Origin of the sequence: Flavobacterium zhairuonense (genome assembly GCF_004352915.1) — a bacterium.
In the GTDB taxonomy this organism is placed as follows: domain Bacteria; phylum Bacteroidota; class Bacteroidia; order Flavobacteriales; family Flavobacteriaceae; genus Flavobacterium; species Flavobacterium zhairuonense.
Genome location: NZ_SJSY01000074.1, coordinates 250,980 through 266,641, shown reverse-complemented (window position 1 = coordinate 266,641; position 15,662 = coordinate 250,980). Strand labels below are relative to the sequence as shown.

Genomic DNA, 15,662 nt, shown 5'->3' with positions numbered 1-15,662 from the left:
GATTAGTGGCAATTTGGGGATTGCTGAATAAACAAACTCATATTTGAAGGAGACAAATACGGAATTCCCAATCCTAATCCTCTTAGAATAAACAATACTCCAATAAAGACAGCTACATAAGGAATTGCCTTTTGAATTTTATTTCGGAATGGCAATTTTAATAACGAATGAATGTAAACTACAATAGTCATAAGTGGAATAGTCCCTAATCCGTAAAGCAACATATAGAGTGCGCCTAAACTTGAACTTTGCATGGCAATTGCACCAAATAAAGCCACATAAACCATTCCGCAAGGCAAAAAGCCATTCAACAAGCCAATTACAAAAAGTGATTTATATGTCCTTTTTTTGAACTGACTTCCTAAACTCGATTTGATTTTTGAAATTACTTTATAAACTGGCTTTGAGAAATTATATTTAGCAAATGTTTTTTCGGGAATCAAAACCACTGCAATCATAGCGATACCAATAAAAATTGATATTTTTTGCTGTATTCCTGCCATGAAAAAACCACGCCCTAATAAGCCAAAAATCAAGCCTATCGTAGCATAAGCAATCAAGCGGCCGAAATGGTAAGTGATAATCTGAATTACTTTTTTTGCTCCATTTCGATGATCAACTGGGAGCATTACCGCAATCGGTCCGCACATTCCAACACAATGCAAACTACTAATAAGTCCTAATATGAGTGCAGAATATAACATTCCTATTTAATTATGAATTATGAATTATGAGTTATATGTTTCAAGTTTGACTTTTGACTTTTGACTTTTGACTTTCGACTTTCGACTTACCAAAATTAGTTTATGTAGATCACCTCTTTAGTCAAATATTTTGTGCCGTTATATTGCCATTCCATATTAACATCCCAGCGTCCTTTAATCAATTTGTTTTTTGGAATTACTAAAGCTGAATTTGTTAAAGCAATTTTAGTATTAAAGTCAAATTTCTTATTAGAAGGACGATACAACAATATATTTCCAGTTACTTTATCACTTTCAAAAGTTACTGGAAAAGCTACTTTTACACCAGCATCGCTAGAGGTAATTGATGGTTTTTGCTGTAAATCATGCGCATTTTGAACACGAGCCATTTCTTCTTGAAAATGTGAATCATGTTTGTAATACTCTTCTACAACCAAATCATTGTCATACTTTGAATTAGACTGCACTTCGAAAACAAAATACAAAATAAAGCTCATGAAAAGAGCAAAAGCAATAACAATTCCTGTTCCCCAATTTATTTTCATAATCGTATTATTTTAATTAAAACTTCTTGGACCTAAAAAGTTTGTTTTTGTAGTTTCAAGCAATTCTTTGCCGTTGTAAACTCCAATTTTTACTGTCGTTTTATCACTTTCTAGAATGGCTTCATTGATTTCTATGAAAAGAGTTCCTTGAGCAGTCTCTTCTCTTTTAATTCTGAAATGTTTGTTTCCAACATTTTTAATTTCACCTTTCTGGTCAATCAATTCAAAATGAATATCATTGTAATCATTCATTGTTTTGTTAACGATTTTATAGGTATAAACATTACTTATATTTTCGCCTTTGTGCTGAAACAATTGTCCAGGTAAGCGCAAGATAATCGCCTCTACATTTGTTCTTAAAAATAACATCCCGACAAAAACACTCAACAAAATGCATAGAACAGCAGTGTATCCTTTCATTCTTGCCGTGAATTTAAAAGGCTCTTTTTTCGCTATTTCATCTTCAGAAGCATAACGAATTAGACCTTTTGGCAAGCCAACACTTTCCATTATATGATCACATTCGTCAATACATGCCGTGCAGTTTGTACATTCTAATTGAGTTCCGTTTCGAATATCAATTCCCATTGGGCAAACATGTACACATTGAAGACAATCGATACAGTCGCCTTTTCCGGTTAAAGAACGGTCTTCTTTTTTATTGAATTTTCCGCGCCCCGTTTCTTTTTCTCCACGAACAAAATCGTATGCAACATTTATGGATTTATTATCTAAAAGAACACCTTGAAGTCTTCCGTAAGGACAAGCAATTATGCAAACTTGCTCACGAAACCAAACAAAAACGAAATAAAAAACACTAGTAAAAATCAGCAATGCTATAAAATTACTGGCTTGTTTTACAGGACCTTGCTCGATCATCAAAAACAATTGATCACTTCCTACTAAGTAGGCCAAAAACACATTTGCAATACCAAAAGAAATCAAAAAGAAAATAGTCCATTTAAGAAGTCTTTTTCGGATTTTTTCGGCATCCCATTCTTGTCGAGCTAAACGCGATTGTGAGCCTCTGTCGCCATCGATCCAATATTCAATTCTTCTGAAAACCATTTCCAAAAAAATAGTCTGCGGACAAATCCATCCACAAAAAATCCTTCCAAAAACCACTGTGAACAAAATGACGAAAACAACACCTACAATCATTGATATCACAAAAAGATAAAAGTCCTGTGGCCAAAATGGGAAACCAAAAATATTAAAACGACGTTCCATAACATTGAACATCATAAATTGGTTTCCGTTTATTTTTATAAAAGGGTTTGCGACTAAGATGGCCAATAAAACATAACTGACAATCTTTCTATAATCATAGAATTTACCAGACGGTTTTTTAGGAAAAATAAATTTTCGATTACCACCTTCATCAATTGTTCCGATGGTATCTCTAAAAGCTTCGTCTGGTAAATTTGACATGATTTTTATTTTTTAACTTCTGTACTATCTTTTGTATTACTTGGCACTGCGTCTTTTTTCGGAGCACTTTCATCTACCCAAACTTCTCCTTCAGCTTCTTTAGGATCTTTAGGATTGCTTCCTTGCAAAGACAAGATATAACTGGCCACTTTTTGAATGTCTTTTGGCTTCATACCATTAGTTTTCCAAGAAACCATTCCTTTTCCGTCACGGCCTCCATTTGTAATGGTATGGAAAACATTTTTAATACCTCCACCTAAAATCCATTTATCGTCAGTTAAGTTTGGACCAATTTGCCCTCCAGCATCAGCTCTGTGGCATGCGGCACAATTTGTCAAGAAGATTTCTTTACCAGCCGCTAAACTTGGTGCATCAGTAAGCAGAACCACCGTTTTTTCATCCATTAAATCTGGAGCAGTTTTTAAATATTCCTCGACGTCAATTTTGGCTTGCGCCATTTCTTTTTTCAATTCTGTTTCTTGATTGTCTCCCCCAAGAATTTCATAATGAATAAGATAAATAGCGCCGAAAATGATACAGATGTAAAACAAACCCACCCACCAAGGCGGCAAATTATTATCAAGCTCCTTTATTCCGTCATAATCATGATCCATCAACAATTCGCCTTCTTTTTCCATAGGCTCTGTTTTGGTCAGTTTATGCATTAGTTCTTTGAACCAAGTACTTTCCGTTAAGCTCAAACTATTTTCATAATCCAATTTCGCTTTTTCTTCAGGCGACATTAATTGGTATAAGACCTTGTTTACTGCACTAAGTGTAATTTCAATTGCAACCAAGACAAATAGAAATACAAACAAAAAGACTGAAACCATTGGATATTTTATAAAAGCTGGCTTATCACCTGAATCAATAAAATACTCCATCAAAGCAAAACCGATGAAGAAAATAAGCGGTACTCTTACATATACTGGGAAAAATTTTTTCATTTTATTTATCTTTTGAAATTATACCAAGTCCTCGTTTAAAGGAATTTCACTCATTTCTTTAATCTTTTCCTTTTTGTATGAAAACACCCAAAAGGCCAATCCTACGAAAAACAAAAAGAAAATCATTAAAGAGAGAATCGGGTAAATTTCTACACCCGATATCGTCTCCATATTGTGTTTTATCTGTTCAAACATAATGCTGTTATTTAGAAGTTTCTTTTACCTTAATATCAGTACCAAGTCTTTGTATGTAAGCAATCAAGGCTACAATTTCTCTTTCATTCATTGGAACAAATTTTTCGCCTTTAGCTTCTGCTTTCTTTTTGCTATCTGCATAACTTTTCACGAAATCAGGATCATTTTCTAAGCTCTTCTCAATTTTAACAGCTTGATCTCTCAATGTTTTTTGAGCATTTGCAATTTGAGCCTCTGAGTATGGAACTCCAAGAGAAACCATCGCTTGCATTTTCTTTTGAGTCAATGATATATCCAGTGGTTTGTTGTCAAATAACCATTTATAACCTGGCATAATTGAACCTGCAGAAGTACTTTGTGGATTCCACATATGATTGAAATGCCAATTGTCATTATACTTGCCTCCTACTCTAAGCAAATCTGGACCTGTACGTTTTGAACCCCATAAAAATGGATGATCATAAACAAATTCTCCTGCCTTAGATTGTGGCCCATAACGTTCTACTTCACTTCTGAATGGACGTACTGACTGAGAGTGACAACCCACACAACCTTCTCTGATATATAAATCTCGACCTTCAAGTTCTAACGGTGTATAAGGTTTCACGCTTGAAATTGTTGGGATATTTGATTTTACCATAATTGTTGGAACAATTTGAATAATTCCTCCAATCAAGATTGCAATCGTAGCCAAAATCGTCAATTGAATAGGTTTTCTTTCTAGCCAAGTATGAAATTTCTCTCCTCTAAGTCTGTTGCCACTTATTGTTTGCAATGCTGGAGCTTGAGCCAATTCATCTTCAATTGTATCTCCTGCTTTAATAGTCATTATAATGTTGTATACTAAAGTCAGCATTCCAACTAAATACAAAGTACCTCCAATTGCTCTCATCCAGTATAATGGCATAATTGCAGTAACTGTTTCAAGGAAATTTCCATAAGTCAAAGTTCCATCTGGATTAAATTGTTTCCACATAGATGCTTGCTGGAAACCTGCCACATACATTGGAAGTGCATACAAAATAATCCCTAAGGTTCCAATCCAGAAATGGAAATTAGCCAGTTTTTTAGAGAACAAAGTGCTTTTTGTCATTCTTGGAATCAACCAATAAATAATAGCAAATGACATAAATCCGTTCCATGCTAATGCTCCTACGTGTACGTGTGCTATAATCCAGTCTGTATAATGCGCAATAGCGTTTACATTTTTGAAAGAAAGCATTGGACCTTCAAAAGTTGCCATTCCGTAGCCTGTAATTGCAACAACAAAGAATTTTAAAACTGGTTCTTCACGAACTTTGTCCCACGCACCTCTTAAAGTTAAAAGTCCGTTGATCATACCTCCCCAAGATGGAGCAATAAGCATTACAGAGAATACTACACCTAAATTTTGAGCCCAATTTGGCAAAGCAGAATACAATAAATGGTGTGGTCCTGCCCAAATGTAGATAAAGATTAATGACCAAAAGTGAATAATAGATAATCTATAAGAATAAATAGGTCGGTTGGCTATTTTAGGAACAAAATAATACATCAATCCTAAAAATGGTGTTGTCAAGAAAAATGCAACCGCATTATGCCCGTACCACCACTGCACCAAGGCATCCTGAACACCAGCGTAAACTGAATAACTTTTTAAAGCAGAAACTGGCAATTCGATATTATTAAAAATATGAAGTACAGCTACTGTTACAAATGTGGCCAAATAAAACCAGATCGCAACATATAAATGTCTCTCTCGTCTGCGAAGCATTGTACCTATCATATTAATTCCCATAACTACCCAGATCACGGCAATTGCAATATCAATAGGCCATTCTAACTCTGCATATTCTTTTGAAGAAGTATAACCTAATGGCAGCGTAATAGCGGCAGCAACAATGATCAACTGCCAACCCCAGAAATGCAGATTGCTTAAAAAATCACTGAACATTCTGGCTTTCAGCAAACGCTGGAGCGAGTAATATAAACCCGCAAAAAAGGCATTCCCTACAAAGGCAAAAATAACCGCATTTGTATGCAAAGGTCTCAATCGGCCGTAGCTCAACCAAGAGATTCCATCTGTCATGTTGGGAAAAAGGTACATAACCGCTAAGGTCAGTCCCACTAACATACCTACTACTCCAAAGAGGATAGTGGCATAAATGAATTTTTTTACAATTTTGTTGTCGTAATAAAACTGTTCCATTTCCATAATTATACTTGTTTTTCTTCGGTTGGTGAAATATTTTTCTGGGGAGTAATTTTGGTTTCGTCGTCAAAAAGCATTCTGACAGAAGGCGTATAATCATCATCATACTGTCCCGATTTGACAGCGATGATAAAAGCAATGAAGAACCCGATTGCTACGAAAATACTTACTGAAATTAATAGATAAATTACACTCATACCTTAAATTTATGTTAACAAAATTAGTAGGTTACTATTGTATAAAATATGATAATTATCATAGTACAAAGACTTATGATAAATTTAGTAAAAAAACTCCTCAGAATTATTTATAATCAATTTAAATTGCTCTTACTGAAATAGTTAGACATCAAAGTCACAAAACTTACGATCGTAATAGTGCTCAACGGCATAATGATCGCCGCTACTAATGGCAACAGATTACCTGTGATGGCAAAGGCAAGTCCCACGATATTATACAGCAGTGATAAAACGAAACTCATTTTAATAATCAGAATCGATTTATGCGATAATTTTAAAAAATAATCCAATCTTGAAAATTCATTTGCATCTAAAATTGCATCACAGGCGGGAGAAAAAACATTCACATTCTCTGAAATTGAGATTCCAATATTACTTTGCGCCAATGCTCCGGCATCATTCAAGCCATCACCAACCATCATAACATTCTGCCCTTCTTCTTGGAGCTTTTTAATGAATTCTAGTTTTTGTTCCGGTTTTTGATTAAAAATAAGCTCCGTACCTTTTGGAAGAATATTTTCAAGATTAGCTCTTTCTCCGTCATTATCTCCTGAAAGCACTTTTAGCTTGTAATTTTGGCTTAAAGTCGAAAATAACGTTGCAAGGCCATCTCTATATTGATTTTGGAAATTAAATTGTCCGTAATATATATCGTTTATTTTGACATGAAGAGCCGTTTTTTCAATTTCTGATGTATCTAAATCTGGGCTTTCAACAAATGTTGCCGAACCAACTTTTATTGTTTTACTTTCAGCTGTAGCCAATAATCCTTTTCCTGTGATTTCTTGAAATTCATCAATTTTGATTCGATTTGTTTCTGGCAGAAAATCATACAACATTCTGCTTAATGGATGATTTGAAGCACGTAGCACATTTTTCAATAAAATCATATTTTCCTCCGAAATCACAGTTCCTTCATAAATAATATTTGACTTTTTATTTGTTGTAATCGTTCCTGTTTTATCAAAAACAATAGTATCAACTTTTGCCAATTGCTCTATTACCAAAGCATTTTTAAGATACATTTTTTGTTTTCCCATAATTCTGAGAATATTTCCAAAAGTAAATGGAGCCGTTAGCGCCAGCGCGCAAGGACAAGCCACAATTAAAACTGCAGTAAAAACATTAAAAGCGGTATTGGCATCAATAAATATCCAATAACCAAATCCAGCAAAAGCGATCAATAATAATATCGGAGTAAAATATCGACTGATTTTATCTGTAATTGTTTTGTGTTTTTGAATGACTTTTTTCTGGAAAATTTCATTGCTCCATAATTGCGTAAGATAACTTTGAGAAACCGAATGCAATACTTCCATTTCGATAACTTTTCCAATCTGTTTTCCACCAGCGAAGACTTTATCTCCTGATTTTTTGGTAATTGGAACTGCTTCTCCGGTAACAAAACTATAATCAATTTCGGCTTTTTCGCTGATCAAAATACCATCAACTGGAATCAATTCTTGATTTCTGATCAATAATCTGTTTCCTTTTAAGACATCATAAATAGGTACACTTTCTTCAGAAGTATCTGAATTGATTCTTGTAACTGCAATTGGAAAATACGATTTAAAATCTCTTTCAAAACTTAAGAAACTATAGGTTTTGATTTGGAACATTTTTCCTAGAAGCATGAAGAAAACTAAACCTGTAAGACTGTCAAAAAAACCTCCTCCGTAATTCATTACGATATCAAAAGTACTTCTGACAAACATTACAATAATTCCCAGCGCAATCGGAATATCAATATTCAGCATTCTTGACTTTATACTTTTATATGCCGAAACATAATAACCGCTCGCTGAATATAAAAAACTTGGCAAAGCCAACAAAAAAATCAAAATCCTAAAAAAAGGCTTGTAATTATCCAACCAAAATTCTTTGATTTCGAAATATTCCGGAAATGATAGCAACATAATGTTTCCAAAACAAAAAAATGCGACTCCCAATTTATACGTCAAACTTCGGTCAACATTGCTTTTCCCTGTTTCATAATTTTCGAGACTGATATACGGCTCATATCCTATCGAACTCAGCAAATACGCTATCGATTTGAGCGAAACTAGCTCAGAGTTAAATGTAATTCGGACTTTTTTTTGTGGAAAATTAACTTGCGACATGCTAATTCCTGGCTGAATTCTGTTCAGATTTTCCAGAATCCAAATACAAGAACTGCAATGTATGTGCGGAATATTTAAAGAAACTATCGAAGTATTACCTTCTTGAAAATCGATTATTTTTGAAGCAATTGCTTCATTATCCAAAAAATCATATTTTCCTTGAATGTCTTGCGGAGTAGCACCTGGCGATTTTTCAAAATCATAATAGCAGGTTAAATCATGAAGGCTAAAAATTTCATAGACGGTTTTACAGCCGGCGCAACAAAACTTTTTTTCATCAAAATTGATTTCTTCATTTTTAGGAATATCGATTCCACAATGAAAACAGCTCTGCTCAGTCATAATTTGTTTCTTTTTTAATGTAACAAATATTCCAAATAAGAATTAACTATAAATATGACATTTATCATATGAAAATGAAATCAAATTCTAATTTAATAAAATAAAATAGGCAAATTACATCCGTAAAATTTTTCTTCTGATTTTAATGTTTTTCAATGCGAATATTGGTTAATTTTGCACTAAATTATATTACGATGAATAAATGTGATCAATGTATTGTACGCCAATTGTCGTCTTTAAAAGCCCTTAGTAAAGAAGAAGTTATCAAATTAGCGAATAGCAAAACAAGTTACTCGATTAAAAAAGGGGAAGCTATTTTTGAGGAAGGGGAAGTTACTAATGGAGTATTTTGCGTGAAAGATGGCGTTGGGAAATTATCAAAATTGAGCGCGAACGGAAAAGACCAGATTGTAAAATTGGTAAAGTCTGGCGAACTTTTAGGCCAGCGTTCTATGATCAGCAATGAACCAGCTAATTTATCTGCAAAAGCAATTGCTGATATGGAAGTTTGCTTTATTCCGAAATCTGAAATCATACATTTTTTCAATAACAACAATCAATTTTCATTGAATTTGATGCAATCTATTTGTGAAGATTTGAAAGAATCTGAAAACGACAAAATTGCTTTAGTCCAAAAAACTGTAAAACAACGTTTAGCCGAAACTTTATTGCATCTTCATGACGAATTTGGAGAAAATGAGGATAAAACCTTGAAAGTTCAACTTACTCGCGAAGAACTTGCAGGAATTATTGGTACAGCAACTGAAAGCTGTATTCGTTTATTATCTGATTTCAACAAATTAGAACTAATTGAACTTGTTGGAAAAAAAATTATGCTCAAAAATGTTCGAGCATTAAAAAAAATGGCCGAATAATTAAAGCTTTTTAGCTTCATTCCAAAAGACATCCATTTCAGCCAAAGTCATTTCTGAAAGAGGTTTTCCTAATTCACTGGCTTTGCTCTCTAAATATTGAAAACGCTTGATGAATTTTTTATTAGTTCGTTCCAAAGCATCTTCGGGATTTATATTTAAAAATCGGGCGTAATTGATCATTGAGAATAAAACATCGCCAAATTCGGCTTCAATTTTATCCTGATTTCCTGATTTTACTTCAACTTGAAGTTCTTCTAATTCTTCCTGTACTTTGTCCCAAACTTGATGCGGTTCTTCCCAGTCAAATCCAACACCTTTTACTTTATCTTGAATTCGGCTTGCTTTTACTAATGCAGGAAGACTTCTTGGAACACCTTCTAAAACTGATTTTTTGCCTTCTTTTAATTTGAGTTTCTCCCAATTCTGTTTGACTTCTTCTTCATCTTTTACAATGGTATCGCTGTAAATATGAGGATGACGATGAATCAATTTATCGCAAATTTCATTACATACATCAGCAATATCAAAATCATTGGTTTCTGAGCCTATTTTGGCATAAAAAACAATATGAAGCAACAAATCTCCGAGCTCTTTTTTAACTTCGTTTAAATCATTATCTAAAATAGCATCTCCAAGCTCGTATGTTTCTTCGATTGTCAAATGACGCAAAGTCTGCAATGTTTGTTTTTTATCCCACGGACATTGCTCACGAAGTTCATCCATGATAATTAATAACCTTTCGAAAGCTTTAAGCTGAAGTTCCTTGCTCATTTTAATGTTTTTTGAATTGTGACGGAATAGTGTAAAAGTAAAAAATCCTGTCAAGAAAACATCTCAACAGGATCAATATATTTAAAAGTAGTAACTACTATTCTTCTTTTTTAGCTTTTGCTTTTTTAGCAGGCGCTTTTTTAGGTTTTTCTTCTACTACTGGAGCTTCTTCAACTGTTTCTGCTGCAGCTGGCGCTAAATCTGTAACCAATCCTTTTACTTGAAGCGTATTGTACCAGTTTAATACTTTTTTAATATCAGAAGGATACACTCTCTCTTCGTCATAATCAGGCAAAATTTCTTTAAAATAAGCATTTAAAGTAGCATTGTCTTCTTTGTGCGAAATCGCTTGACCTTTATTTTCTTTAGTCGCAATTTTTTGCATTACTTCAGTTAATGGTTTTTCGCCTTCGTATGTATAAATTGAAATTTCTGACAATAAACTTACATTGCTTTTTAAGTTTACTGTGATTTTTTTTCCATCTGTTAATGATTCCGCCACAAAACCTGTACGAGTCTGAACTTTAAGTACATATAAACCTGGTTTCCCTGAAATGGCTAAAATTTTGTCTAAATTCATGTTTTATTAATATTAGTATTAGGAATTTTTATTGTATGTTTTCGCTGCTTCCGAATGATTATCTTCCTTTTTTAGCAGCTGCAAATTTCATTCTGTATTCTTGAAAAGTCTTTCCTTCGGTGATATTTTTCAATTTCTTTTGAATCAAACGCTTTTTCAAAGAAGATATTTTATCGGTAAACAAAACTCCCTCGATATGATCATACTCATGTTGAATAACTCTTGCTATCAATCCGTCAAAAACTTCGGTCTTCATCACAAAATCCTCTTCACAATACTCAATCGTAACGGTTGGTTTTCTATAGACATCTTCACGAACATCAGGAATACTAAGGCATCCTTCATTAAAGCTCCACTCTTCCCCTTCTTCCTTAACGATTTTAGCGTTGATAAAAGTTTTTTTGAATCCTTTTAATTCTTTAGCCTCATCAGACTCCACATCATCATCTTCACTAAAAGGAGTTGTATCAATAACAAACAAACGAATTGCTAAACCTACCTGCGGCGCAGCAAGCCCAACACCGTAAGCATTGTACATGGTTTCATACATGTTTGCTATTGTTTCTTTTAGGTTTGGATATTCTGGCGTAATTGCCACACCTACTTTTCTTAAAACAGGATCACCATATCCTACAATTGGTAAAATCATTTGTATTATTTTATTGCATTATCTACTGTAAAAACTGAATTTTAGTTTACCTCAATTCAGCTGGCAAAAATAGTAAAAAATAGTCTACGAATGATTTCAAACAACATATTATATCTTATTTTTTGCTCATATGTTAAAATCTCATCTATAATTATGCCAAATTAATTCGTACAATTCTTACCTTTGTTAGTAAACCTCTATATATGTTTGATCGCATCTCGAAATTCACGAACAGTACTTCTTTCTTAAACGCCTCAAAAGTAACTATTGCTTCTGTAGTTCCTGTTGTGATTTTAAATTTCTTTGGACATTTTGAGATTGGGTTTACCATAGCGCTTGGCGCTTTTTATACCTATCCAAGTGATATTCCAAGTTCGTTGAGCCACAAAATAAAAGGCCTTATTGTTGCTTCATTTATTGTCTCTGGAGTGACTTTACTTGTAAATTTTGCTTATCCGTACCCATTCTTATTTTATCCCTTCTTAGGTGTTTTATTGTTTTTATGTTCAATGATTTCGGTTTATGGACAACGTGCAACACTTGTATCATTTTCTGCCTTGTTGTCGATTTCATTATCATTTGGACATTTAAACCAAGGCTGGCAAGCGATTGAATATGCTGCATTTATTTTTATTGGAGGAATTTTATACCTAATTGTTTCGCTTGTTTTTCATTTTATACAACCTTATAAATATGTCGAATTAGAAATTGCAGAAGGAATAAAACTTACAGCAAAATATTTGAAATTAAGAGGTGATTTATGGAATCCCGAAGCCAATAAAGATGCCATTACAGAAAAACAATTAGCCGTTCAAGTTGAATTGAATTTGATTCATGAAGATTTAAGAAAAATGCTGATTGGAAACCAAAATGCATCTGGTACGACGGCTCAAAACCGTAAAATGCTTTTAGTTTTTATCACTTTAGTCGAAATTCAAGAGCTTGCGCTTTATACTTCATTTGATCACAGCAAACTTCATGAAAAATTTGCCAAACATCCCGAAGTACTTCGCACTTATCAAAATGTAGCCTACAAACTGGCATCGACTTTAAAAAAACTTTCTAAAAATGTACATCATATTGCAGTTTATGTCGATAAAAATGATCTGAAAAATGAATTGGACGCTCTTGAATTTGCCATTTTTGATTATGAAAAAAGCTTAGGAAAAGATGAAGCTTCAGAAGGCGTTTTGATGTTGACCAATATGCTGAATTATGCCAAAAACCAAGTTGGAAAAATCAAAATCATTCAGCGTGCTTTTTCGTTGGCAATGCAATCTTACAAACTAAAAGACAAGGACAAAGAGTTAGAAAAATTCTTGACTCCGCAATATTATCCGTTGCGCACATTGATTGAAAACCTAACTTTTTCATCTTCTATTTTCAGGCATTCGATACGATTGACAATTACAATTTTAATTGGTTTTTTAATTGGAAAAATACTTCCGTTTCAAAATGTCTATTGGATTTTGTTGACAATCGTTGTGATCATGCGTCCAGGTTATGGATTGACAAAAGAACGCTCTTATAACAGGATTTTCGGAACCATTTTGGGAGGTGTTATCGCCTTCGGAATTGTGTCTGTCATTCAAAATCACATTGCGTTGAGCATCTTTTCAATTGTCTGCATGCTTTTGGGAATCTCATTTACACAAATCAATTACAAAATCAGTGCAACCTTTGTTACTATGTACGTCGTTTTTATTTACGGAATTTTGACGCCAAATGTTGTTGAGGTAATTCAATTCAGGATTTTAGATTCGCTTGCAGGAGCTATTTTGGCCTTTATTGCCAATCAATTTTTATGGCCGGCGTGGGAATTTATAAATACGCCCATACATATTGAAAATTCAATTCGGGCAAATCGAAATTATCTTAAAGAAATTGCTGATTTTTACAATAAAAAAGGAGAAGTCCCAACTTCATATCGACTAGCAAGAAAACATGCTTTTGTTGAAATTGGCAATTTAATGACATCTTTTCAACGAATGATGCAAGAGCCAAAATCAAAGCAAAAAACAATGCCTTTGGTAAATAAATTGGTTGTGCTGAATCACTCTATTTTATCTGCTTTGGCGTCTCTATCAACTTATATTCAATCACATCAAACTACATCGGCATCAGATTCTTTTAATTATATTATCAAAACGATTTTATCTAATTTGGATCAGTCGATTTCTATTTTGAGAAACGAAATGATTATTAAGGATACGTTTTTCGACAAAGAAGACGTTACACTGCAATTTGAAGAATTAAAACGCAAAAACTTTACACGCCTCGCTGCGGACGATGAACTCGACAAAGAAACGCGCCAAGCCAAAATGCAGGAAGCTCAAATGGTAATTGAACAATTAATATGGATGAGCAATCTAGCCGAAAAGATTTTAAAAATTACAAAAGAGCTAAAAGCAACAAATCCAGATTAATTCATCTGGATTTGCTGTTTTTTTTATATATAACTTTAAGTTTAATTAAGCTTCAAAACTTCTGAAGTTTCTTTCCTAAGTTGAGCTAAAAGCTCTGGTTTGTCATTCAAAGTTTGACCATAAGAAGGAATCATTTTTTTCAATTTTGCCTCCCATTCTGGTGACTTAATTTGATTTGCAAAACATCTACTTACTAGATCCACCATAATTGCTACAGCAGTTGATGCTCCAGGCGAAGCACCTAAAAGAACTGCAAGAGTTCCATCGTGTGTATTGATTACCTCAGTACCAAATTCTAAAACTCCACCCTCTTTTTCATCTTTTTTGATTACTTGAACACGCTGACCTGCTTTTTCAAGTTTCCAATCTTTAGAACGCGCAGAAGGCAAATATTCGCGAAGTGCTTTCATTCTGTCTTTTGGCGACTGGCGCACTTGCTCGATTAAATATTTTGTCAACGGAATATTGTGATATCCAGCTGCCAACATCGGAATCAAATTGTTTGACTTTATAGACAATGGCAAATCTAAATAAGAACCATTTTTCAAGAAACGAGTTGAAAAACCTGCAAATGGACCAAAAAGCAATGCTTTTTCGCCATCAATTACACGGGTATCAATATGTGGCACTGACATTGGAGGAGCTCCAACGCTAGCTTTTCCGTAAACTTTAGCTTGGTGTTTTGCAATAACTTCTGGATTTGTACATTTCAACCATTGCCCACTTACTGGAAATCCTCCGTATCCTTTTCCTTCCGGAACATCGGCTTTTTCTAATAATGGCAATGAACCACCTCCTGCTCCAATAAATACAAAACCAGTATATGCTTTGCGTTTTTGTCCAGTAGAAAGATCCGTAATTTTGATTCTCCAAGATTTATCTTCGCGCTGTCTTAATTTTTTAACCTCGTGATTAAAATATAAACTTACGCCGTCTAATTTTTCAAGATAATTGAACATGCTTCTGGTCAAAGCCCCGAAATTAACATCGGTACCAATTTCCATATATGTAGCTGCCAATTTTTGATCATTTTCTCTGCCTTCCATCACTAATGGCATCCATTTTTTCAACTGCTCAAAATCAGTGCTGAATTCCATTTCAGAAAAAATTGGATTGCTTTGTAAAGCAGCGAATCTCGTTTTTAAATATTCAACGTTTTTATCGCCCCACACAAAACTCATATGCGGAACACTTTTTATGAAATTCTCTGGAGAAGGAACTTTTTTTTCCTGCACTAAATAAGACCAAAACTGGCGTGAGATTTCAAAAGATTCTGCTATGCTGATTGCTTTTTTAGGATCAATACTTCCATCTGCCTTTTCTGGTGTATAATTCAATTCACAAAAAGCAGAATGCCCCGTCCCTGCATTATTCCATGCATCAGAACTTTCTGCGGCGGCAACGTCCAATCTTTCGTAAATTTCAATTTTAATATCCGGTTGCAGCTCTTTCAAAATTAATCCAAGAGTCGCACTCATAATTCCAGCTCCAATAAGCACTACATCACTATTGGAACGTATTGTATTGTCAGGCATAACAGTATTTGTTTTTAAAAATGCAAAGGTACTTTTTTCAATCGCAAAAAAAAACTAAATTTTGCATGATAAAAGTTAGGAAATCATATTTTTTTCTAAATAAAGTGAAATT

At 33.8% G+C, this 15,662-nt stretch carries 13 protein-coding genes and 1 pseudogene; 2 read left to right on the top strand and 12 right to left on the bottom strand.

Features of this window, described 5'->3' with window-relative positions; all coding sequences use genetic code 11:
• Positions 1 to 2 precede the first annotated feature (2 nt).
• The 8 genes and pseudogenes from EYY60_RS15510 to EYY60_RS15475 form a co-directional block, all read right to left on the bottom strand.
• Positions 3 to 704, bottom strand: coding sequence for a sulfite exporter TauE/SafE family protein (locus tag EYY60_RS15510; RefSeq protein ID WP_132990228.1), 702 nt, complete (start codon positions 702 to 704; stop codon positions 3 to 5).
• 95 nt (positions 705 to 799) lie between these two features.
• Positions 800 to 1,249: a FixH family protein gene (locus tag EYY60_RS15505; protein WP_132990227.1), complete on the bottom strand. Its 450-nt coding sequence runs from the start codon at positions 1,247 to 1,249 to the stop codon at positions 800 to 802.
• 12 nt (positions 1,250 to 1,261) lie between these two features.
• Positions 1,262 to 2,680 carry a cytochrome c oxidase accessory protein CcoG gene (ccoG, locus tag EYY60_RS15500; RefSeq protein WP_132990226.1) on the bottom strand — a complete coding sequence of 473 codons (1,419 nt, stop codon included), beginning with the start codon at positions 2,678 to 2,680 and terminating at the stop codon, positions 1,262 to 1,264.
• 5 nt (positions 2,681 to 2,685) lie between these two features.
• Entirely contained in the window at positions 2,686 to 3,627 is a 942-nt protein-coding gene (locus EYY60_RS15495) for a cbb3-type cytochrome c oxidase N-terminal domain-containing protein (protein ID WP_132990225.1), read from the bottom strand.
• A gap of 1 nt (position 3,628) precedes the next feature.
• A pseudogene (locus EYY60_RS15490) lies at positions 3,629 to 3,822 on the bottom strand (CcoQ/FixQ family Cbb3-type cytochrome c oxidase assembly chaperone).
• A 7-nt stretch (positions 3,823 to 3,829) separates the two neighbouring features.
• Positions 3,830 to 6,016 (bottom strand): cytochrome-c oxidase, cbb3-type subunit I, encoded by a 2,187-nt coding sequence (gene ccoN / locus EYY60_RS15485; protein ID WP_132990223.1) that lies wholly within the window; start codon positions 6,014 to 6,016, stop codon positions 3,830 to 3,832.
• 2 nt (positions 6,017 to 6,018) lie between these two features.
• Positions 6,019 to 6,210, bottom strand: coding sequence for a cbb3-type cytochrome oxidase assembly protein CcoS (ccoS, locus tag EYY60_RS15480; RefSeq protein ID WP_026729281.1), 192 nt, complete (start codon positions 6,208 to 6,210; stop codon positions 6,019 to 6,021).
• A gap of 116 nt (positions 6,211 to 6,326) precedes the next feature.
• Entirely contained in the window at positions 6,327 to 8,714 is a 2,388-nt protein-coding gene (locus tag EYY60_RS15475; protein WP_132990222.1) for a heavy metal translocating P-type ATPase, read from the bottom strand.
• Between the two features lie 194 nt (positions 8,715 to 8,908).
• Here EYY60_RS15475 and EYY60_RS15470 point away from each other — a divergent pair, with 194 nt between their 5' ends.
• The gene (locus tag EYY60_RS15470) at positions 8,909 to 9,589 is read left to right on the top strand and encodes a Crp/Fnr family transcriptional regulator (protein WP_132990221.1); all 681 of its coding nucleotides are present in this window, start codon (positions 8,909 to 8,911) and stop codon (positions 9,587 to 9,589) included.
• On the opposite strand, the gene mazG is transcribed toward EYY60_RS15470, so the two are convergent.
• The 3 genes from mazG to def all read right to left on the bottom strand — a co-directional run bounded on the left by mazG (position 9,590) and on the right by def (position 11,589).
• Positions 9,590 to 10,360: a nucleoside triphosphate pyrophosphohydrolase gene (mazG, locus tag EYY60_RS15465; protein WP_132990220.1), complete on the bottom strand. Its 771-nt coding sequence runs from the start codon at positions 10,358 to 10,360 to the stop codon at positions 9,590 to 9,592. It lies immediately after the preceding gene.
• A 97-nt stretch (positions 10,361 to 10,457) separates the two neighbouring features.
• On the bottom strand, positions 10,458 to 10,940 hold the full coding sequence (locus tag EYY60_RS15460; protein WP_132990219.1) for a DUF5606 family protein: 483 nt from the start codon (positions 10,938 to 10,940) through the stop codon (positions 10,458 to 10,460).
• Positions 10,941 to 10,998: 58 nt separating this feature from the next.
• Positions 10,999 to 11,589 (bottom strand): peptide deformylase, encoded by a 591-nt coding sequence (gene def, locus EYY60_RS15455; RefSeq protein WP_132990218.1) that lies wholly within the window; start codon positions 11,587 to 11,589, stop codon positions 10,999 to 11,001.
• Positions 11,590 to 11,792: 203 nt separating this feature from the next.
• Here def and EYY60_RS15450 point away from each other — a divergent pair, with 203 nt between their 5' ends.
• Positions 11,793 to 14,015, top strand: a complete 2,223-nt coding sequence (locus tag EYY60_RS15450; RefSeq protein WP_132990217.1) for an FUSC family protein — start codon at positions 11,793 to 11,795, stop codon at positions 14,013 to 14,015.
• A 41-nt stretch (positions 14,016 to 14,056) separates the two neighbouring features.
• On the opposite strand, the gene EYY60_RS15445 is transcribed toward EYY60_RS15450, so the two are convergent.
• Complete coding sequence (locus EYY60_RS15445; protein ID WP_132990216.1) at positions 14,057 to 15,550, bottom strand: malate:quinone oxidoreductase; 1,494 nt, start codon at positions 15,548 to 15,550, stop codon at positions 14,057 to 14,059.
• Positions 15,551 to 15,662 lie beyond the last annotated feature (112 nt).

Excerpts from the sequence above, each read along its gene's own strand:
- EYY60_RS15510 (WP_132990228.1), bottom strand. The coding sequence starts at position 704 with ATGTTATATTCTGCACTCATATTAGGACTTATTAGTAGTTTGCATTGT.
- EYY60_RS15505 (WP_132990227.1), bottom strand. The coding sequence starts at position 1,249 with ATGAAAATAAATTGGGGAACAGGAATTGTTATTGCTTTTGCTCTTTTC.
- ccoG (WP_132990226.1), bottom strand. The coding sequence starts at position 2,680 with ATGTCAAATTTACCAGACGAAGCTTTTAGAGATACCATCGGAACAATT.
- EYY60_RS15495 (WP_132990225.1), bottom strand. The coding sequence starts at position 3,627 with ATGAAAAAATTTTTCCCAGTATATGTAAGAGTACCGCTTATTTTCTTC.
- ccoN (WP_132990223.1), bottom strand. The coding sequence starts at position 6,016 with ATGGAAATGGAACAGTTTTATTACGACAACAAAATTGTAAAAAAATTC.
- ccoS (WP_026729281.1), bottom strand. The coding sequence starts at position 6,210 with ATGAGTGTAATTTATCTATTAATTTCAGTAAGTATTTTCGTAGCAATC.
- EYY60_RS15475 (WP_132990222.1), bottom strand. The coding sequence starts at position 8,714 with ATGACTGAGCAGAGCTGTTTTCATTGTGGAATCGATATTCCTAAAAAT.
- EYY60_RS15470 (WP_132990221.1), top strand. The coding sequence starts at position 8,909 with ATGAATAAATGTGATCAATGTATTGTACGCCAATTGTCGTCTTTAAAA.
- mazG (WP_132990220.1), bottom strand. The coding sequence starts at position 10,360 with ATGAGCAAGGAACTTCAGCTTAAAGCTTTCGAAAGGTTATTAATTATC.
- EYY60_RS15460 (WP_132990219.1), bottom strand. The coding sequence starts at position 10,940 with ATGAATTTAGACAAAATTTTAGCCATTTCAGGGAAACCAGGTTTATAT.
- def (WP_132990218.1), bottom strand. The coding sequence starts at position 11,589 with ATGATTTTACCAATTGTAGGATATGGTGATCCTGTTTTAAGAAAAGTA.
- EYY60_RS15450 (WP_132990217.1), top strand. The coding sequence starts at position 11,793 with ATGTTTGATCGCATCTCGAAATTCACGAACAGTACTTCTTTCTTAAAC.
- EYY60_RS15445 (WP_132990216.1), bottom strand. The coding sequence starts at position 15,550 with ATGCCTGACAATACAATACGTTCCAATAGTGATGTAGTGCTTATTGGA.